Here is an 18754-nt window from a genome sequence, read left to right as displayed (position 1 = left end):
AAGGAACAGGAGGCCACGACCAACAGAGAGTCGGCAGCCAGGAGCCCCTCCCCGCACACGCAAGGAGCAGAGGAGACCCTGGGCTGCTGCCCCTCCACTCCTGGGGGTCCACCCCCGCACGTACGGGGAGCAGGCCGCGCGCATGGTCATCCCCACAGCGCTGGTGGGTCCATCCCCGCACACGCGAGGAGCAGATGGCGTCGGCCGCGGTGGGCTCGGTTGTCTGGGGTCCATCCCCACACGCGCAGGGAACAGGAGCTCGTCCACGACGGCGAGCCCGCGCCCCAGGGGCCCATCCCCGCACCTGCGGGGAACAGCAGTTGACGCACTCGAACCCGACGAAACAGCTGGGGCCATCCCCGCGAGTGCGGGGAGCAGCTGGCGATGTTCTCTACCGCCACGCGCGGTGGGCCCGTCCCCGCGCACGCTGAGAGCAGGGCATGAGCCATCCCGCCTCAGTGGAAGTGACGGGTCCATCCCCACGGACGCGAGGAGCAGGGGGTGGCCGATGGTGTGCAGAGCCTCGCGGAGGGGTCCATCCCCACGCGCGCGAGGAACAGCGCACCTCGGGCCGGTACGTCGAGGCCGGCGAGGGCCCATCCCCACGTGCGTGGGGAGCAGAACGACTACTCCGGTTACGGCGACCGCGAGGAGGGACCATCCCCACGCGTGTGGGGAACAGGCGTTCGCGTCCTGCGGCGTCATGTCCCACTCGGGTCCATCCCCGCACGCGCGGGGAGCAGACCACCGCCAAGGTCGACCTGAATGCCGGCTGGGAACCATCCCCGCGCGAGCAGGGAACAGTAGTCGTTGCGCCTCACGTAGAGGTCGGCGTAGGGACCATCCCCGCGCGTGCGAGGAGCAGGAGGGCAGCACGCAGCCCGTCGCAGACCAGTGGGGGCCATCCCCGCGCGAGTGAGGAGCAGCCACTGCACACGCCGCCGACCGCCAGGCACAGGCCCCAATCCCCCACGCGAGGAACAGCATGCCGTCCGACACCGGCCCCAGAACGTGTACTTGAACTCTGCTCACAAGGCTGCTGAGCATGAGAAGGCCGAGCGAGGAAGACCGGGATTCCCCGCCGCCGACTCAACCTGCCGCGCGGCGGGCCACAGCTTCCACCAGGCGAGGAACCCTCTGCGGAACCGGCACCAGGTGCTCGCGAACCAGAGGCGTCGGTGCGATCACACGGTGCGAGGCATCCGGCCCGACAACGTCGACCACCGGCTCCCAACCTGTCGGCAGACTGCCATCCAGCCGTGCCCGGCAGATGCCTCCATATGTCTCCTGCAACACCACCATCACGAACGCGAGCAGGTCACTGTGCAGCGTAATCCAGTCCTCCACCTCGAACTCGCCGACCGGCAGCCGCTGCACATAGTCGTCCAGGACACCGACCGCGCTTAGCGGGTCAGCGTCGAACGCGAGCGCCGCCTCGCCGCCGCCGAACTGCTCCACCAGCGCCCGGATACTTGGCCGACAGCCAGCCATGAACTCATCGATGTCGATCACAGCCCAATTCTGGCACGCACCTTTCCCAGCAGGTCCTCAGATTTTCCGGGACCACCCCCACACACTCCAGGGACAGAAGACACCGCGCAGGCTCTGAAGAACCCCGCAAACCCATTCCCTCCACCCGCGGAAAGCACCAAGTGGCCCTCACAGACTGCGCTTTCAACTTGGGCCCGCCCCCACACACGCAGGGAACAGGTACTGGCCCGCTGCACACGGGTTCCGCGCCGCCGGGGGGGGGAATCCGGCTGCCCATGCCGCGGGAGACTTCCAATGCGCCGACGGGGCGGCTAGGCGGTGACGTCGGCGGGGGTAGGGGCTCCGGTTTGGAAGGTGTGGGTGCGGTGCCAGGCGTAGTAGGGCTCGCGGCGCGGATTCCACCAGGTGATGCTGCGTCCGTCGAGGTGGGTGTCGATGTGCCGGGCCACCGCGGGAGTGGTGCGTGCCAGGGGGCTGACTTGGAGGTGGCCGTGGGCGCTGACAGTGATCAGGCCGTGTTCGTAGAGGCTGTCGCAGCCCAGCAGGCAGGCGAGCATGGCGATGTTGCCCACGTCCCAGCGCTCCGCCTCACTGCAGGCCTGGCGTTTCTTGATGTGCGCGGCGACGAGGAAGGGGCGCGGGAGGAGACGTCCGCACAGGGCACACTCACCCTCGGTGCCGGGCAGCAGGTAGTTCTTGAGCCTGGCCTGTTCGGCCCGTGCCGTGGCGGTATAGGTCTTTCCATCGGAGGGAGCGGAGGGCGCGGTCCCGGCATCAGCGGGCGGCGGCACTGCACCCTCCGCTCCAGCGTGGGGAGTTTCGGGGTCGAAGTCGACGAGAGTGCGCAGGAGTTCGCCCTCATTCTCCTTAAGAGCGGAGAAGCCCATGATGTTGCGCTGCCGGTTCCAGTTCAGGAGGGTGCGCACCTCGTCCATGGGGACATCGATGCCGCGCACACCGGTGAGGGCGTACATGTACTCCCAGGTCTGGCCGGTCCGCGCGTCCCGCTGCCACAGCCGCTCGGCCAGCTGCGGGTTGTGCCACGCCAGCGCGATGGTGCCGACGAGGTACAGCTTCTTGCTGCCGCTGAAGAAGACGACGTCACCGGCCCGCATCCTGCGGATCTTCGGCCAATTGGCATCGCCGAGGCCGGGGGTGACGCCCCACAGCGGCGCGCGCCCGCCGGGGAAGAGACGGTGCAGAGCCTGGCGCACATGCGGGGCGAGGAGATCGGCGTGATCGTCGAAGATCACCGGCCGCAGAATGGTTTCTTCATAGTGCTGGCGGACCAGCTTGGACTTCAGACCGGCAGGCTGGGCAAACACGCGTACCGGCTCACCCGGTGAGGATATGTCACTCTCCGGACCGGCAGGGAAGTCAGGGCTGTCACTAAAGGCCATGCAGCGAATCTAAAAGACAGCGCAGGCCGTCCCGCACGGCGGGGTCAGCAGTGTGGGACCTCGCCGCCCGCCGGGGCCAGGCGGGCGGCTGAGAACAGCAATCGGGGCAGGCGACCCTAGCGATCACCGGCGCACCGGGTCCGCGTCCACCGCGGGCGACGCCGACCCGCGCCCAGGCGGCTGCCCTGCAGCGCATCGCCGGAAGTCCGGTGAGCTCCATGGAAACCAGGAACCAGCGGTGTTCGTCCTCCGTGCGGAAGGTCATCCCTGGCTACGGTGGCGGACTGCGTACCTGCGACCTGGTCCGCACCCAGATCACCGACATCACCATCAAGGGCGCCTGGGACGGCCCGCCCGCGTCCAACTCCTCGAGCACGTCATGGCACCCCTGGCCGACCTCCCCGTAGAAGAGATCGTCTCGGCCAGCCACATCATCACCGACCTGACCTTGGCCCCGATGCGGCCCGTCCACGACTACCTCGCCGCATAAGACCGCACGGCCGCTGCGCGCGTGCCCGTACCCCCTCATCGGGGCATCGCCGCAAGCCCTACCCCCAGCGCTCCCCGGCCCGCTCATTCGACGGCAGCGAATCCCACGTCACGGGCGTATTCGCTCCTCCGTCATCGGCGTAGGCGGCAACGGCTCGGTCTCTCCGCACATCGAGCTGTCCTCGGCGGCGCGTCCGGGGGCGCTGTAGCAGGCCATGGCGCGGCGGAGCTCTGGCCCTGCCAGACAGCGGGCAGGGGTGACGCGGCAGTGCCAACCGGTGCGGGCTGCCTGCGCGAAGCGCACCCCCGCTTCCCAGTCCCCGCACTCCACCGCCTCCGCGGCTCTGTCCAGAAACCACCCCGCCACCCACGAACGCGCATGCGCCTCCGCCTCCCCCGAGGCGTCGGCCGGTGCGGTGCTGCGGGCGCCGTCCGCGAGGAAGCGCAGCATCTCCGCCGCGCGGCGCCCCGTGCCCAGAGAGCCAGGGCGGGCGCCGAGCTCGGGCACGGTCCATGCGAGGCGTGCGCGCAACCGCCGCACCGTCTGCTCATCCATACCCAGCACGCTAGCCGCCGGCACTGACAACCCAACGGACCAGGGACAACGCGGAGTTGAGCCGTACGTCCCCGCCCCGGCGGGGACTCGGCACACCGGGGCGGGAGTGAGGGAGCCCGCCCGCTCCGTACGGAGGGGCCTCGGGCGGGTGATTTCGAGCCTGCCGCATGCGGGGCCGCCGCGGGGGTACCTGGCGGGGACTCGCCACTGGCGACGCAGTCACCCCGCGCTGGCAACGCACATCACCAACTGGCTATCGCCCCGGACCGAATGGAGGCGCAGTGGCCGCTTTTCCGCCAGGCCAAGGATGTGGCCTGCGGGGAGAGGTGTGTTGAGTGGTTCGGGGCCCGGCTACTCTTCCGGGGGACATCTACACAAGGAGGCCGTACATGGAGCAGTCGCACATACCGTTCCCCGAGGTCCGGCGAGGGACGGAAGGGCGGCTGTACGTGCCGGCCGGGTACGTCACCGACACCCTGCGCTCCCTCGCGCGCTATTGGACCGAGAGCGAGGAAGGCACCGGGTCCGGGCCGTACGACGCGGACACGGTCCAGGCGCTGGCCCAGGCCCTGGAGGCACACGCCGACGCGCTCGACGTGCATCTCATCACCATCGCCACCGGGCCGGGCAGCAAGGACGGCGACAGCGGTGAGGAACGGGTCACGGCGGCGGTGGCGGAACCGGCCTACGACACCTCCGAACTCGGCGTCGAGGCGCACAGCATCCTGGGCACCGCGGAGCACCTCTTCGCCTCTCTCACCGGGAGCGGGACGCCGGGTGCGGAGAAGGAGCTGACCGGCGCGTTGATGCGGGCCGCGCTCGGGGCGCTGGCGGGCGAGTCGCTGACGCGGTATCCGGCGGCGCTCAAGGCGTTCGCGGTGCGAAGACGGGGGCGGCTGGAGCAGTTCTACGGCAACTACGGGCCTCGCAGTTCCCTTGCGGGCAGGCCGCGTTACCGCCTCGTGCGGCATCCGGTGAGCCTGATCGTGTGCGAGCGGCTGCAGAACGCGCGTACCGCGCTCCAGCAGTCCTGGCCCGAGGGCCTGCCGTACGAGCTGCTGGAGGGCGCGGCGGAGGCGTGGGGCGTGCGGCTCCAGGAGACCAAGCCCTGAACGCCCACCGCCCGTGGCCAGGGGGGATGTTCACGTCGTCGAAGAAGCCACCGAAGATGCCACCGAGTCGGCCGTCAGGCCCGCCGTGACGAACGCGATCACGGTGCGCGTCTCGGGGAACGGCGTGGGCTCCAGCGGGGTCTTCGCCGTGGGGCGCCCGTACGTTTCCATGACCAGGGTGAAGGCCAGGCGGCAGCGCTCGGTGACCTCCTGCGGGGTCAGGCGGGGCAGGGCGCGGCCGATCAGCACCTCGAAGGGTGCGGGGCCGAAGAGGGTGGAGACGTTGGGGAGTTGGCCCGTGGGCAGGGCGCCGCGGGCGAGGAGGTGGCAGAGCATCCGGCCGTCGCGGGTGGCGGTGAGTTCGGCGAAGGGTTCGACCAGGGCGGTCACGAGGTCGCGTACGGCGGGCTCGGAGCCGGGTGTGGCGAACAGGTCGCGCATGCAGTGTGCCCACAGCGGCTGGAGCTCTTGTTCCAGGAGGGCGGAGACCAGGCCGTCGCGGGAGCCGAAGTGGTAGTGGACCGCGCCCGGGTTGAGGCCGGCCTCGGCGTTGACCGCGCGCAGTGAGACCTGGTCGGCGCCCTTGTCCAGGAACAGGCGCTTGGCGGCGGCGAGGAGGCGTTCGCGTGCGGGCGCGTCCGGGTGGGTCATGGCGACATTGCACCACGGCAGCGTCCGGGCTCCCGCCGCCTCCCGGCCGCCTTCCAGCCGCGAGGCCCCGCGCGCTCCGACCTGTGCGCTCTCCTATCGTTCAATCAGTGATTGGCCTACGCTTGGCGCGGCCGCTGACGACCCGTCAGGGACCGGCCGCAGCGCGGGAGGAGAGCAGCATCGTGGGCACCTTCGCCATCACGGGAACGGCCTCGGGCATGGGCGCGGCCAGTGCCGAGCGGCTCCGCGCCGCCGGGCACGAGGTCATCGGGGTGGACCTGCGCGAGGCCGAGGTGACGGCCGATCTGGGGACGGCCGAGGGGCGCCGGTACGCGGTCGAGCAGGTCCTCTCGCTCTGCGGCGGAACCCTCGACGGCGTGGCGGCCGTCGCGGGCGTGGGGCCCTCGCTGCCCGACGCGGGCGCGGTCGTCGCCATCAACTACTACGGCACGGTGCAGGTGTTGGAGGGTCTGCGGCCGGCGCTGGAGCACTCGGGCACGGGCCGCGCCGTGGCCATCACCTCGAACTCGGCGACCACCGTCCCCCTCATCGACGAGGCGCTGGTGGACCTCCTCCTCGACGGCGACGGCGACCGTGGCGGCGACGAGGCGGCGGCGCGCAAGCACGCGGTCCAGGCGGCGCGCGAGGCCGAACGTGTGCTGCCTTCCGAGCAGTTGGCGATCGCTCCGAGCGTCTCCGCGTACGCGAGCTCCAAGTTCGCGCTGGCCCGCTGGGTGCGGGGCACCGCGGTCACCGCGCCCTGGGCCCGTACGGGGACCCTGCTCAACGCGATCGCGCCGGGCGCGGTGCTCACGCCGCTGATGATCGGGTCGACCGCGGCCGACGGGACCGAGGAGGAGCTGGATCCCGGCTCCTTCCCCACGCCCATGCCGCTGGGGACCTTCGGGCGGCCCGAGGACATCGCGTTCTGGGTCGAGCAGTTCCTGCGGCCCGAGGCGCGCTTCACCACCGGCTCGGTGCTGTGCGTGGACGGCGGTACGGAGGCGGCGATGCGGCCCGACGCGCAGCCGACTCCCCTGCGCGCCTGACACAAGGGCGCGCTCGCCCCGTACCGGCCCCACCCCTCTGGAGGCGCACGTGACCAGCACTTCCGCATCCGGGAACGGCCCGCTCCCCTCCCCCGCGCTCTTCGGACCGGCGCGGCTGGGGCCGCTGACGCTGCGCAACCGGTTCCTCAAGGCGGCCACGTTCGAGGGGATGACGCGGAACTCCCAGGTCAGTGACGGGCTCGTCGAGTTCCACCGGCGGCACGCGGCGGGCGGGACGGCGATGACGACCGTGGCCTACTGCGCTGTCGCGCCCGAGGGCCGCACCGAGCGGCATCAGCTCTGGATGCGGCCGGAGATCCTGCCCGGGCTGCGGCGGCTCACCGACGCCGTGCACGCGGAGGGTGCGGCGGCCTCCGCGCAGATCGGCCATGCGGGCCCGGTCGCCGACCCGCGCTCCAACCGGCGGCCGTCGCTGGGGCCTTCGGCGCTGTTGAGCCCGCAGGCCATGGGGCGGGTGCGGCGGGCGAGCGGCGCCGACATCGCGCGGATCACGGCGGCGCACGGTCGGGCGGCGCGGCTGGCGGTGGAGGCCGGGTTCGACGCGGTGGAGATCCACCTCGGGCACAACTACTTCGCCAGCTCCTTCCTGAGCCCGCGGCTGAACAGGCGCACGGACGCGTACGGGGGCTCGCTGGAGGCCCGCGCACGCGTGGCCAGGGACGCGGCGCGCGCGGTGCGCGAGGCGGTCGGCGACCGGATCGCGGTGCTGGCCAAGCTCAACATGGACGACGGGGTGCCCGGCGGCCTGTGGCTGGACGAGAGCCTGCGCGTGGCCCGCTGGCTGGAGGCCGACGGGAGCGTGGACGCGCTGGAGCTCACCGCGGGGAGTTCGCTGCTCAACCCGATGTACCTCTTCCGCGGCGAGGCACCGCTGCGGGAGTTCGCCGCGGCGATGCGCAGCCCGGCGCTGCGCCTGGGGGTGCGGGCCGCGGGCGGGCGGTTCCTGCGCAGCTACCCGTACGAGGAGGCGTACCTGCTCGACAGCGCCCGGCAGTTCCGCGCGGCGCTGGACCTGCCGCTGGTCCTCCTCGGCGGGATCTCCCGCCGCGAGACCGCCGAACTCGGCCTCGCCGAGGGCTTCGACTTCCTGGCCATGGGCCGGGCCCTGCTGCGCGAGCCCGACCTCGTACAGCGCATGGAACGCGACCCCGGGGCGCGTTCGCTGTGCATCCACTGCAACAAGTGCATGCCGACCATCTACAGCGGTACGCGGTGCGTGCTCGCCGACGACACTCCCTAGAGGCGGGGCGAGCTCCAGTTCCGGGAGTGACAGCCTCTCACGCCGGGAGTCACACCCTCTCGCGCAAGGAGGGAGCCTCAACGGATTGCGCCGCGGTCTCCTGGACTGCCGCGGTGCGCGCCGACGCCGCGCGCCGCCGCCCGTACGCCCTCGCGCAGGCCACCGCCGCGGACGCCACGGCCGCGACACCCGCCGCCAGCGCCGGACCGCCCGCGGCCAGGACCTGCTGGAACGAAGCGGCCGCCGCGTACCCCGTGCCCACCTCGGCCGCGGCCCACAGCCCGGCGGCCGCGAGGCTGTAGGGCGCGATGCGGCGGTAGGGCAGGCGGGCCGCACCGGCCAGGTGGGGCGTGACGGTGCGGATCACCGGGAGGAAGCGACCCAGGAAGACCGCCTGTCCCCCACGGCGCTCCATCAGCACCTCCGCGCGCCGCCACACCGGCGCGGGCAGCCGGCGCCCGAGCCGCCCGGTGCGCACCCGCACCCCCAGCACCCTGCCCGTGCGGTGCCCCAGCAGGTCGCCCGCCACCACCGCGCACGCGGCCGTCGCGATCAGCCCCGCGAGGCTGAGCTGCCCGGTCCGCGCCAGCCCGCCCGCGGTCAGCAACAGCGTCAGCGTGGGCACGAACGCGCCGACCAGCAGCACCGACTCGGCCAGCACCGCCACCGCCACCAGCGCATACGCACCGGAGGGCGGCACATGGGCCAGGACGTCGGGGACCACGTTCACCGGGCGGCCCCCACCGCGCACGGCGTGAGCGGAACCCCGGCCGCCGGGCGCCGCAGCTCCCACACCCTGGCCGGAGGGAGGTTGGGCCACACGTTCCGGAAGCCGGTCGCGTACCGCTCCCGGTAACCCGCCAGGACCTCCTCCACCGCATGGTGCCTGCGCAGCTCCTCCCCGGAGGCCAGCAGAGCGCGGGCCCGGCGCGTGCCGAGATACGCGAAATACGTCAACGTGCCTCCAGGGCGCAGCAGTTCGAGATACCGACCCATGATCACCTCAACCTCGGCCGGAGCGAAATTCGCGAACGGCAGCCCGGAGACGATCACGTCGTAGCCATGACCGTGATCATGGTCGACCGGCATCTCCTCCACCAGCCGGGCATGCACACGCACCCCGTCACCCGCCTCCGACCAGCGCGGATGCTCGTCCACCAGCGCGCGCAGGCGCTCGGCGAAGCGCGGGTTCGCCTCGGCGACGTCCAGGCTGCCGCCCGGTGGGAGGAGGTCGAGGAGGGTGCCGGTCACCGCGCCCGTTCCGGCGCCGGCCTCGAGCACGGTGAGCGGGCCGTCCGGAGGCCGGTGCGGCGACGCGCGCAGCGGGGCGCTCAGCGCGCGGGCCAGCGCGGCGCCGCTCGGCGCGACGGCGCCGGTGGTGCGCATGTCGCGGGCGGCCTCGCGGAAGAAGGCCCAGGTCGCGGTGGTGCGGCGCGCGGGGCGGGAGGCGGGCGGCGGGGCGTACGGGGCGGTCCTGTGATCCATGCCGAAGACGCTAGAAAGCGCGCGGCGCCGCGGAATCGGCCCTTCTGCCGCGCTCTCCCCCTACGAAAGTCGGGGGTGCGGGGCGGCACTTCGTCGGGGGAGAAAGCGCAGGCCGCATGCCTAGGATCGTGGGGTGAGGTGGAGAAGAGATCTTCCGTGGACGGCCTACGGGCGGCACGGACTGGTGCTGGTGCTGACGTGCATGGCCATCCAGAACGCGTCCGTCAGCGCCGGCGGCGCATACCTGACCGCGCGCACCGCGCTGGCGCTGGCGTGCGGTGCCGCCCTGCTGACAGGACGGCTGCACTGGCTGGTCGCGCCGGCGCTGGCCACGGTGGCGACCGGCGTGTGGGGCTGGCCGATGGTGCCGCTGCTGCTCGTCGCCCTCTTCGACCTGGCGGCACACCGCCGACCGGTGTGGGCGGTGGTGAGCGTGGCCGTCGTGATGACGGCGAACTCCTCGTGGCAGAACCAGTCGGACTCGCTGTGGCGGCCCCAGCAGTACGGGCCCACCCTCTTCCTGCTCCTGGCCGTGCTCAGCGGGCTGTGGCTGGGCAACAGGCAGCGCCTGGTGAAGCTCCTGAACGCCCAGGTCGAGCGGCTGCGCGTCGAGCGGGAGCTGCGCGAGGAGGCGGCCCGCGCGGCGGAGCGCTCACGCATCGCCGCCGAGATGCACGACGTGCTCGCCCACCGCCTGAGCCTGATCGCCCTGCACAGCGGGGTGCTGGCCACCAAGGCCGACCAGCTGCCCGAGCCCGTCGCCGAGCGCCTGGCCCTGCTGCGTACGACCTCCACCGAGGCGCTGTCCGACCTGCGCGACGTGCTCGGCGCGCTGCACGCCTCCGCCTCGGCCGAGCGGGGCACGGAGGCCGAGTCCGGTACGGAGGCGGGCGCGGGTACGGCGCACGCGCCGGTCCTGCGCGATGTGCAGGAGCTCATCGACCAGGCGCGGAAGGCCCACCAGGAGGTCGAGCTGGACGCGGAGGGGCGGCCCGAACAGGCCCCGGCCACACACCGGTTGGCCGTCTACCGCCTCGTACAGGAGGGGCTGACCAACGCCCGCAAGCACGCCGAGGGCGCCGCGGTGACCGTCCGGCTCGACCACCGGCCGCCCGCCACCACGGTCGAGGTCACCAACGGGCCCGGCGCCTCCGGCGTCGAGGGCGGCACCTCCGGCTTCGGCCTGGTCGGCCTGCGGGAGCGCGTACAGGCGCTCGGCGGCGAACTCCACGCCGGGCCGCACGACTCGGCCGGCTGGCGCCTCCACGCGCGTATCCCCCACCCGGAACACGCGGACCAGCACGCCCGGTTCACCGCAAGCCCCGCACACGAAGACCACGAAGACGAAGCCCACGAAGGCCACGAAGCCCACGAGGAACGGAACGGCTCCCGCACATGATCCGCGCCATGATCGTCGACGATGACGCCCTGGTACGCCTCGGTCTCGCCGATCTCCTCGACGGCGACGAGGGCATCGAGGTCGTCGCGCAGGCGTCCGACGGCCTGCACGCGCTCGAACTCGCCACCGCGCACCGCGTCGACGTCGCCCTCGTCGACGTGCGCATGCCCCGCATGGACGGCATCGCCGCCACCGCCCGGCTCCGCGCGCTGCCCAGCCCGCCCCGGGTGGTCACGCTCACCACCTTCGACCTGGACGAATACGTCTACGACTCGCTCACCGCCGGTGCCGACGGCTTCCTCCTCAAGGACACCGAGCCCGCCGAGATCCTGCGCGCCGTCCACCTCGTCGCGACCGGCTCGGCCATGCTGCACCCGGCCGCGGCCCGGCGCCTGATCGACCGCTACCACGACGCGGGGCGCCCCGGGGCCGCCGCGGCCCGCTCCCGCATCGAGGGGCTCACGCCCCGCGAACGCGAAGTGCTGGCCCTGCTCGCGCGCGGCGACACCAACGCGGACATCGCGGCGCAGCTCGGCATGCGGGAGAGCACCGTGAAGGCCCATGTGAGCCGCATCCTCACGGCGTTAGAGGCGGGCAACCGCGTACAGGCGGCGCTCCTGGCGCGGGACGCGGGCATCACGGGCTGAGCCTTCAGAAGATCCACGGGCCCCGCCCTCACGCCAGCCGGTCCGCCATCAGCTCGCCCGCCATGATGGTGGCCAGATTCGTGTTCGCCCTGGGTACGGAGGGGAAGACGGAGGCGTCCACGACGTGCAGGCCCTCCGTGCCCAGGACGCGGCACTCCGGGTCGACCACCGTCGCGGGGTCGTCCGGCGCCCCCATCCGGCACGTGCTGGTCCCGTGCTGCGAGTCCACCACCGTGCTCAGCAGGTACGCGTCGAGCGCCCGGTCGCTGTCCAGCGCGGCGAAGAGGTCGCCGTTCACGTCCTTCAGCTCCCCCTGGGTGATCTCCGCGGTCTCCGGGCGCCGGGCCAGGTCCACCAGCGCGCGCACCCCTTCGCGCAGGGTCGCCAGGTCGCGCTCGTCGGAGAGCATCCGCTCGCGCACCAGCGGGTGCCGCTCGGGGTCGGGAGAGGTGAGGGTCAGGGTGCCCCGCGAGTCGTTCCGGTTGAGCCACACGCCGTAGGCGCCGAAGTGGCGGGCGGTGGAGGCGGCGGCCATGGACAGCACGTTCTGGTTCATGGACACGCACATCAGGTCGTTCTCGCGGGCGCCGGACGAACTGGTCCAGCGCACACAGACGTTGGTGTGCCGGTCGTGCGGCGACTGCACCGCCGCGTCCTCCACGAGGGGGATCGACACCAGCGCTATCGGGTGGTCCTGCATCCCCTCCCCCACCGGCAGGTCCTGGCGTACGCCGATGCCGAGCGCGCGCAGATGCCCTGCGGGGCCGATGCCCGAGCGCAGCAGGACCGCCGGGGAGTGGATCACCCCGGCGCTGAGCACCACGGTGTCGGCGTACTCGCTCGTCTCCCGCCCGCCGCACCGCAGTCGGACCCCCACGGCCCGGTCCCCGGCGAACAGCACCCGGTCGACCAGCGCGTCCCCTCGTACGGTGAGGGTGTCCAGGTCCCGCGCGGGCTCCAGATAGCCGTCGTTCACCGAGACCCGGCGTCCCGCACGGGAGTTGATCGGGTAGGGCGAAACGCCCGTGGTGGCGGGCGCGTTGACGTCTCCCGCCCAGCCGAAGCCGGCGGCGAGGGCCGCGCGGGAGAGCGCCGTGTCCACGCCGCCCCACGCGTCCTGCGGCATGCGGTGGATGGGGGTGGGGCCGCCGCGGCCGTGGTAGGGCTCGTCGCCGTACTCCTCGTCGTCCTCCAGCTTCGCGAAGTACGGCAGCACCTCGTCCGGCGACCAGCCCGTGCACCCGGCCGCCGCCCACTCCGCGTAGTCCGTCATCGGAGGCCGGATCGCGATCTGGCCGTTGACCGTGGAGCTGCCTCCCGCGCCCCGGCCGCGCCAGTACAGCGCCTGCTCCTGGCTGTCGGTGCGCGAGGAGTCGAGCCCCGGCCAGAGCAGTCCGTCGATGGCGCCGGGATCGCCGAGTGCGACGCCCGGGTTGGGCGAGCGCAGCACCTCTGGCGTGTGCGCCGCGCGGTAGTCGGGCCCGGCCTCCAGCAGGAGGACGCGTCTGCCGCGTTCCGCCGAGCGCGCCGCGAGCGCCGCGCCCGCAGAGCCCGCGCCGACCACGATGAGGTCCCAACCGCCGTTCGCCACCGCGCTGCCTCCCGCCCCGGGGTACGCCGAGGGTGCGATCTGCCGCCCGTGGTCCCGGAGTTGGTACTCTCCGCCCGGGCGCTGCGTTCAGTCAAGAATGAACGTTCAGTTCCCGGTGAGCAAGGAGGTGGCCGGTGTCCCGGAGGACGGGCGATGCGGCGGACGACACCGCGGACGGCAGGGCGGACGACGGGCCGGGCCAGGGCGGAATCCGCGAGCGGGCCGCGGGTGAACACCCCGCGCTCGTGGAGGAGTTCGGGCTGCACATCGGCCGGGCCATGAGCTGGCCGCGGATGGCGGGGCGGGTGGCGGCCGTGCTGTTGCTCAGCGAAGGGGCGCTCACCCTGGGGCAGCTCCAGGAGCGGCTCGGCGCGAGCAAGGGTTCCGTCTCGGAGATGACGCGGCTGCTCATCGCGAGCGGCACGGTGGAGCGCCGCAAGGAGCCGGGGCGGCGGCACTTCGTGTACGAGTGGCGCGGGGACGCCTGGGCGGGGTGCCTCCAGCACATGGTCGACTCCACCGTCCGCCTGCGCGAACTCGCCGCCGGCGCCCGGGGCACAGCCCGCCTCACCGCCACGCAGCGGGAGCGGCTCACCGCGATGCACGAGTTCTACGCGTTCCTGGCCACGCGGCTGGACGGGGTGCTGAGCGAGTACACCGGGGGCGAGCCGGACCGGGAAGCGGACGGTGGTGCCCGGTGACGGCGCACGGCGGCGGCATGGACCGCTCGGAGCTCGACCGGCTGCTGGCCGGAAACGGCACCCGGGCCGCCGAGGCGGCGCGCGAAGCGCTCGGCGACACCGGGAACTTCGCCGTCTGGGAGGGTGCCGTCCCGGCCCGGCACCTGGCCAGGATCTACGGGCGCCGGCTCCGGCACACCCGCCGTACGGGACAGCGCACCCTCGGCCTCGAAGACGCGGTGAACCGGCTGGACGCGCACCGCCTCCCGGTCTCCCTCGGGCAGATCACCGCCGAGGACCGGAGCTGGCACTTCGTCCTCTTCCTCACCGAGGGGCACGAGGAGATCGTCTCCTGTACGGGGGTGCGGACGGCCGAGCCCGAGGACACGGCGTAGGGGCGCTTTTCGGCCGTACGCGTGACGTCGCACCGGCCTGCGCGTTAGAGGGAGCGCGTGCGCGCAGGCGTGCGCATGACCAAGATCCGCCCCTCATCCGGAGCCCCCCATGCCGTTCCGCACGCTCTCCCGACTCCCCGGCGCCGCCACCGCGTTGACCGCCTGCGCCGCCGCCTCCGCCGTCTCCGGCGCCCTGGTCGCGGCCGCGCCGCTCGCCTCGGCCTCCGTACGGGGCGACCTGCCCGCACATCCCGTGAGCGGCGACCGGCTCGTGGTCACCGTCGCCGACTCCGGGGTGCCGGGCCGCGACGGCACCTTCGTGCTGGAGTGCCATCCGACGGGCGGCAACCACCCCGAGGCCAAGGGCGCATGCGACGGTCTGGACGAGGTGACCACCTGGGGCAAGGACACCTTCGCGCCGGTGTCGCCGGACGCCGACTGCCCGATGATCTACGGCGGTCCGGCCACCGCGCACGTGGAGGGCACCTGGCGCGGCCGCCCGGTCAACGCCGACTACGACCGCTCCAACGGCTGCGAGATGGAGCGCTGGGACCGCGCCGTACCGCTCCTCCCCAAGATCGGGGGTCGGACCGCGCTGTGAGGGCTGGACGCGTTGTGCGCGGCGTGCGCGGTGGCTTCGGCGCGTGATCGGCTCGCTCGTGAGGTGCCGGTGAAGCCGGTTGCTGGACGCCGCGCCGCTGATGGCCGCGCACCCCGCCTCACATCGGCCGCCCGAGCAGCCGTACCGCGCCCGCGGGCCAGCGCGCCTCCGCGTGCAGCGGCGTGATCATGGTGTGCAGCGGCATGGTCACCACCCGGGCCGGGGGCTGTTCGACGAGGACGTCCGTGTCCAGCGGGTGCCAGCCGAGGCGCCGGTACAGGGGTACGAGGGGCGCGCGGCAGAACAGCAGGGCGTGCCGCGGCCCCATCGTGCGTGCGTGCTCCAGCGCGGCGCCGACCACCCGTCGCGCCAGGCCCCGGCCCTGCATGTCGGGTGCGACGGCCACCCCGCCGACGCCGACCACCTCCGTACGGGTGTCGCCGACGCGGACGGGCAGCCGCAGCAGGCCTGCGTGGGCCACGAGCCTGCCGTCGGCCCTGATGCCGAAGTGCTCGTCCTTGGGCTGGAAGGCGATACCGGTTCCGGCGACGCCGAAGGGGTCGTCGCCGTCGCCGAGGATCTCCGCCTGGTCGGCCTTCGTGTAGTGCGGGAGCCGCTGCACCGGCGGCGCGGCGGGCGAGGTGTTCTCGGTCATCCGCACATGATCGCCAACACGCGCCCGCAGCGCACCGCTTGGCCCGGCCCCGACCCCGTACCGCTCACCTCCCGTACACGTACGCGGCGATCCAGGTGATCTCCAACTGGGCGCTGCTGCCCGGGGCGGCGACGGGGCCCTCGAGGGCGCTCTCGTTCTGGAGGACCCAGGAGAGCGGGCGGTCGGGCACGTCGCGCGTGTCGTGTCCTATCTGGCGCCCGTCCAGGAGGAAGCGCACATGTCCGGGCGTCCACTCGGTGGTGACCGTGTGCCAGCGGGTCCAGTCGACGCTCGCCGGGAAGTAGCCCTGCCTGCCGCCGCCGCAGGGGTGGTGGAAGGCGGTGAGCTGCCCCGTCCACTCCCCCTCCGGGTAGTCCATCTCGCAGCCGCCGCCGTAGTGCAGCCAGGCCGACTTGTAGCCCGGGCTGAGCTCGGTGACCTTGATGCGGGCGCTGTACTTGCCGTACTTCGTCTGCATCACCGCGCGCGGCACCACCGCCGAGGCGTGCACCGGGCCTCCGTCGCGCGGGCGCCACATGCGGATGCGCATGCGCCCGTCGCCGTCGGACGCGGGGCCGACGCTCACCGTGTCCTCGGGGTGGTAGACGCCGGTGACCTCGCGGCCGCGGTCGTTCGCCGTATCGCGCCAACCCGCGGGATAGGCCCACCAGTTACGCCGGTACTCGCCGCTCAGGCCCGAGCAGTACGCGGCCCTGGTCTCCGCCGCGTGGTCGCAGCCGCTGAAGCCGCCGAGCCGTACACGGTCGCCGTTGAAGTCCTCCGCGAGCACCTGCCGGAACGGGCCGCAGTCCCCGCGCGGCAGGTACGCGGAGGCGGAACGGCAGCCGGCCTGCGCCTGCGCCTGTGTCCGCGCCCCGGGCTCGGCCTCGGCCTCCGCCGTGCCCTCGGCTCCGGGTGCCGAGGTGGCGTACAGCAGGGCGGCGGCGAGGAGTCCTGCGGGGAGGAGGAGGCCGAGCACGGCGGCGAGCAGCCGCCGGCGCCGGGGTACGTCGGCCGCGTGTGAACCCATGAGGTGCCTTCCGCTGAGGTGCCTTCCGGCGGGACGCGCGCCGGTGCGGAGCCGCGTGGCCGCGGTCCGGGCGCGCCGTACGGGACAGGGACGCCGCATCGTTGCCGCAGCCGCCCGCTGATCGCCAGGGCGCGCGGGGTCACCCGTCGCGGGCTCCCGCACGCGGGGCCGGAGGTCTCCGCCCGACGCCCGGCCGTGCGTCCGGACGCTTGCGTACGGGCCATGGCGTACGGAGGGATCGCCGGGCATCATCGCGCCCGGGCGGCGGTGCGTGCGGTGCCGCGCTGTGCCGGGCCCGCGCGCGATCACGACCTCGGCGTACCCGCGCGTCCCGCCCTCCGGCCCAGCTCATCCGGCGCTCCCGCCGCATGCGGGTGATCATGCAGTCATGACACGACCCCTGCGCGGGCGAAGACGACGCGTCCGCCACCTGCTCAGCGTGCTCGCCGCCGGACTGGCCGCGACGCTCCCTGCCCCGGCGGGGAGCGCCGCGTACGCCGCCGAGGCGCACGGCGCCCAGGCACCCACCGTCTACATCGCGAGCGACTCGACCGCGCAGACCTACACCGCCGACTACGCGCCGCAGGCCGGCTGGGGCCAGATGCTCGGGCGCTACCTCTCGCCCCGGGTCAGGGTGGCCAACCACGCCATGGGCGGCCGCAGTTCGCGCTCCTTCGTCGACGAGGGGCGGCTGCGGACGATCCTGGAGCGCATCCGTCCGGGCGACGTCCTGCTCGTGCAGTTCGGGCACAACGACTCCCTGGCGGACCCGCCGGAGCGGCACACGACGCCGGAGCAGTACAAGGAGCTGCTGCGCACCGCGTACATCCGCGGCGCCGAGCGGCGCGGCGCGACCCCCGTCGTGATCACGCCGGTCTCGCAGCGCGACGTCGACCCGGCGACGGGCCGTTTCCGCCGCGCCTTCGCTGCGTACGCGGACAAGGCGGCCGAAGTGGCGAGGGAGGAGCACGTTCCGCTGGTCGACCTGGGGTCGAGCAGCCGCCGCTACCTGGACTCGCTCGGCGCCGAGGCGGCGAAGGACGTGTTCCTCTACACCAGGCCGGGCCAGTACCCCGGCCGCCCCGACGGGGTCGCCGACCGCACCCACTTCCAGGCGTACGGCGCCCTCCACATGGCCCGCCTCCTCGCGCGCGACCTGCGGGAACGGGTGCCTCAACTGGCCCGGTACGTGCGGCCCACGGTCTCGGCGGTGTACGACTTCGGGCCGCGCGGCTCCCCCACCGCCTCCTCGTACACCCCGGTCACGGACCGCACCCCGTACACCGCGGCCCGCGGCTACGGGCTCAGCGGCGCGGGGCGCCTCACGGCGCGCGATCGCGGGCCGCGGTCCGGACTGAACGCGCTGCGGCGGGACTTCGTCGCCGGGCGCGGGGCGGGGCACGGGGTCGGGCGCGGGTCTGAGCACACGTCCGGGCACGCGTCCGGGCCACCGTCCGGGCACGCGCTCGGGCACGGCGTCGCGTACGGATTCCACGCGCGGGTTCCGAAGGGGCGGTACGACGTCCGAGTGCAGGCCGCCGATGCTGCCGGCGCCGTGCACACCTCGGTGGCCGTGGAGGGCGGGGCACCGGGCCGGCTGGACGCGGCGCGCGGCAAGGCGGCGGTGCGCACCTTCACCGGCGTGAAGGTCGCCGACGGGCGCCTGGACCTGCGGATCTCCGGACGTACGGGGCATCTCGGCGCGGTCGACATCCTGCCCGCCGCCTGACAGGTGGGGCATTGCGCCAACGGGGCGCGCGGCGGGCGGGGTTCGCCTGGTAGGAGTGGGCCGGTCACCGATCACCCGCAACTCTCAGGGAGTCCGCCCGCCGTGTCCACCCGCATACGCCGGTTCTCGCCCGCCGTCACCCTTCTCACCTGCGCCGTGGTGCTGCTCGCGCTGCTGGCGGCCGTGCTCTTCTTCGCCGGCCAGTCCATCGCCCTGAGCAGGGACGTGCTGCACAAGGAGACGTCAGGGGCGTCGGGGGTGACCTACGAGTCCGGGGGTGCGCGGCGGTCCAGCGACCTGTACCTGATGCGGATCTCCGAACTGACGGGCACACGCTACGAGCTGCGGCTCGGCCCCGGCGCGGAGGACTACTACTACCCCGTGGAACTCCACTTCGGCTCCGCCGAGCCGCACATCCGCGATGTCCGCTGGCAGCCCGACGGCGTGACCGTCGCCTTCACCTCGGGCGAATCCGTACGGGTCCCGGCGGAGAACTTCCGCAGCATGCGCTGAAGAGATCGGGCTCGCGCTCA

19 protein-coding genes and 1 pseudogene are annotated in these 18754 nt (G+C 73.3%); 11 read left to right on the top strand and 9 right to left on the bottom strand.

The genetic code is table 11. The annotated features are described in order from the left end of the window. Nucleotides 1-1089: 1089 nt before the first annotated feature. Both ABEE00_RS05345 and ABEE00_RS05340 read right to left on the bottom strand, forming a co-directional pair. Complete coding sequence (locus ABEE00_RS05345) at nt 1090-1512, bottom strand: hypothetical protein (RefSeq protein WP_345744050.1); 423 nt, start codon at nt 1510-1512, stop codon at nt 1090-1092. Nucleotides 1513-1802: 290 nt separating this feature from the next. After that, complete coding sequence (locus ABEE00_RS05340; protein WP_345744049.1) at nt 1803-2816, bottom strand: hypothetical protein; 1014 nt, start codon at nt 2814-2816, stop codon at nt 1803-1805. Nucleotides 2817-3148: 332 nt separating this feature from the next. On the opposite strand from ABEE00_RS05340, the pseudogene ABEE00_RS05335 reads away from it, so the two are divergent. Then, nucleotides 3149-3381: pseudogene (locus ABEE00_RS05335) on the top strand (acetoacetate decarboxylase family protein); the annotation flags it as partial. A gap of 108 nt (nt 3382-3489) precedes the next feature. Here the strand turns inward: ABEE00_RS05335 and ABEE00_RS05330 are convergent. Beyond that, nucleotides 3490-3936: a hypothetical protein gene (locus ABEE00_RS05330; RefSeq protein ID WP_345744048.1), complete on the bottom strand. Its 447-nt coding sequence runs from the start codon at nt 3934-3936 to the stop codon at nt 3490-3492. Between the two features lie 389 nt (nt 3937-4325). Between ABEE00_RS05330 and ABEE00_RS05325 the strand changes: the two genes are divergently transcribed. Beyond that, nucleotides 4326-5048 (top strand): hypothetical protein, encoded by a 723-nt coding sequence (locus tag ABEE00_RS05325; protein WP_345744047.1) that lies wholly within the window; start codon nt 4326-4328, stop codon nt 5046-5048. 30 nt (nt 5049-5078) lie between these two features. On the opposite strand, the gene ABEE00_RS05320 is transcribed toward ABEE00_RS05325, so the two are convergent. Then, nucleotides 5079-5699, bottom strand: coding sequence for a TetR/AcrR family transcriptional regulator (locus ABEE00_RS05320; RefSeq protein ID WP_345744046.1), 621 nt, complete (start codon nt 5697-5699; stop codon nt 5079-5081). 182 nt (nt 5700-5881) lie between these two features. Here ABEE00_RS05320 and ABEE00_RS05315 point away from each other — a divergent pair, with 182 nt between their 5' ends. Together ABEE00_RS05315 and ABEE00_RS05310 are read left to right on the top strand one after the other, a co-directional pair. Then, a complete protein-coding gene (locus ABEE00_RS05315; RefSeq protein WP_345744045.1) occupies nt 5882-6748 on the top strand; it encodes an SDR family oxidoreductase in 867 nt (288 codons plus the stop codon). A 49-nt stretch (nt 6749-6797) separates the two neighbouring features. Continuing rightward, entirely contained in the window at nt 6798-8009 is a 1212-nt protein-coding gene (locus ABEE00_RS05310; protein WP_345744044.1) for an NADH:flavin oxidoreductase, read from the top strand. Between the two features lie 49 nt (nt 8010-8058). Here ABEE00_RS05310 and ABEE00_RS05305 read toward each other — a convergent pair whose 3' ends face one another. Next, complete coding sequence (locus ABEE00_RS05305) at nt 8059-8739, bottom strand: DedA family protein (RefSeq protein WP_345744043.1); 681 nt, start codon at nt 8737-8739, stop codon at nt 8059-8061. After that, nucleotides 8736-9494: a class I SAM-dependent methyltransferase gene (locus ABEE00_RS05300; protein ID WP_451918496.1), complete on the bottom strand. Its 759-nt coding sequence runs from the start codon at nt 9492-9494 to the stop codon at nt 8736-8738. The genes ABEE00_RS05305 and ABEE00_RS05300 overlap by 4 nt, the downstream gene beginning before the upstream one ends. A 133-nt stretch (nt 9495-9627) precedes the next feature. On the opposite strand from ABEE00_RS05300, the gene ABEE00_RS05295 reads away from it, so the two are divergent. After that, a complete protein-coding gene (locus tag ABEE00_RS05295; protein ID WP_345744042.1) occupies nt 9628-10893 on the top strand; it encodes a sensor histidine kinase in 1266 nt (421 codons plus the stop codon). Then, nucleotides 10890-11540 (top strand): response regulator transcription factor, encoded by a 651-nt coding sequence (locus ABEE00_RS05290; RefSeq protein ID WP_345744041.1) that lies wholly within the window; start codon nt 10890-10892, stop codon nt 11538-11540. The genes ABEE00_RS05295 and ABEE00_RS05290 overlap by 4 nt, the downstream gene beginning before the upstream one ends. A 28-nt stretch (nt 11541-11568) precedes the next feature. On the opposite strand, the gene ABEE00_RS05285 is transcribed toward ABEE00_RS05290, so the two are convergent. After that, a complete protein-coding gene (locus ABEE00_RS05285; protein WP_345744040.1) occupies nt 11569-13131 on the bottom strand; it encodes a GMC family oxidoreductase in 1563 nt (520 codons plus the stop codon). Between the two features lie 134 nt (nt 13132-13265). Between ABEE00_RS05285 and ABEE00_RS05280 the strand changes: the two genes are divergently transcribed. The 3 genes from ABEE00_RS05280 to ABEE00_RS05270 all read left to right on the top strand — a co-directional run bounded on the left by ABEE00_RS05280 (nt 13266) and on the right by ABEE00_RS05270 (nt 14807). Continuing rightward, nucleotides 13266-13832 (top strand): GbsR/MarR family transcriptional regulator, encoded by a 567-nt coding sequence (locus ABEE00_RS05280; protein ID WP_345744039.1) that lies wholly within the window; start codon nt 13266-13268, stop codon nt 13830-13832. Then, the gene (locus ABEE00_RS05275) at nt 13829-14206 is read left to right on the top strand and encodes a hypothetical protein (RefSeq protein WP_345744038.1); all 378 of its coding nucleotides are present in this window, start codon (nt 13829-13831) and stop codon (nt 14204-14206) included. Before ABEE00_RS05280 ends, ABEE00_RS05275 begins: the two co-directional genes overlap by 4 nt. A 109-nt stretch (nt 14207-14315) precedes the next feature. Then, a complete protein-coding gene (locus ABEE00_RS05270; protein WP_345744037.1) occupies nt 14316-14807 on the top strand; it encodes an SSI family serine proteinase inhibitor in 492 nt (163 codons plus the stop codon). 118 nt (nt 14808-14925) lie between these two features. Here the strand turns inward: ABEE00_RS05270 and ABEE00_RS05265 are convergent, their stop codons facing one another. Beyond that, nucleotides 14926-15462, bottom strand: a complete 537-nt coding sequence (locus tag ABEE00_RS05265) for a GNAT family N-acetyltransferase (RefSeq protein WP_345744036.1) — start codon at nt 15460-15462, stop codon at nt 14926-14928. A 64-nt stretch (nt 15463-15526) separates the two neighbouring features. Next, entirely contained in the window at nt 15527-16492 is a 966-nt protein-coding gene (locus tag ABEE00_RS05260) for a glycoside hydrolase family 16 protein (protein ID WP_345744035.1), read from the bottom strand. Nucleotides 16493-16880: 388 nt separating this feature from the next. Here ABEE00_RS05260 and ABEE00_RS05255 point away from each other — a divergent pair, with 388 nt between their 5' ends. Beyond that, the gene (locus ABEE00_RS05255) at nt 16881-18221 is read left to right on the top strand and encodes a rhamnogalacturonan acetylesterase (protein WP_345744034.1); all 1341 of its coding nucleotides are present in this window, start codon (nt 16881-16883) and stop codon (nt 18219-18221) included. A gap of 102 nt (nt 18222-18323) precedes the next feature. Beyond that, nucleotides 18324-18734 carry a hypothetical protein gene (locus tag ABEE00_RS05250; protein ID WP_345744033.1) on the top strand — a complete coding sequence of 137 codons (411 nt, stop codon included), beginning with the start codon at nt 18324-18326 and terminating at the stop codon, nt 18732-18734. The last annotated feature ends 20 nt before the right edge of the window (nt 18735-18754 follow it).

The organism is Streptomyces odontomachicola (assembly GCF_039605595.1).
GTDB lineage: Bacteria > Actinomycetota > Actinomycetes > Streptomycetales > Streptomycetaceae > Streptomyces.
This window is presented reverse-complemented; position numbering and strand designations above follow the sequence as displayed.

Coding starts and splice junctions, on each gene's coding strand:
- ABEE00_RS05330 (WP_345744048.1), bottom strand. CDS start 3,936: ATGGATGAGCAGACGGTGCGGCGGTTGCGCGCACGCCTCGCATGGACC.
- ABEE00_RS05325 (WP_345744047.1), top strand. CDS start 4,326: ATGGAGCAGTCGCACATACCGTTCCCCGAGGTCCGGCGAGGGACGGAA.
- ABEE00_RS05320 (WP_345744046.1), bottom strand. CDS start 5,699: ATGACCCACCCGGACGCGCCCGCACGCGAACGCCTCCTCGCCGCCGCC.
- ABEE00_RS05300 (WP_451918496.1), bottom strand. CDS start 9,494: ATGGATCACAGGACCGCCCCGTACGCCCCGCCGCCCGCCTCCCGCCCC.
- ABEE00_RS05290 (WP_345744041.1), top strand. CDS start 10,890: ATGATCCGCGCCATGATCGTCGACGATGACGCCCTGGTACGCCTCGGT.
- ABEE00_RS05270 (WP_345744037.1), top strand. CDS start 14,316: ATGCCGTTCCGCACGCTCTCCCGACTCCCCGGCGCCGCCACCGCGTTG.
- ABEE00_RS05265 (WP_345744036.1), bottom strand. CDS start 15,462: ATGACCGAGAACACCTCGCCCGCCGCGCCGCCGGTGCAGCGGCTCCCG.
- ABEE00_RS05260 (WP_345744035.1), bottom strand. CDS start 16,492: ATGGGTTCACACGCGGCCGACGTACCCCGGCGCCGGCGGCTGCTCGCC.
- ABEE00_RS05255 (WP_345744034.1), top strand. CDS start 16,881: ATGACACGACCCCTGCGCGGGCGAAGACGACGCGTCCGCCACCTGCTC.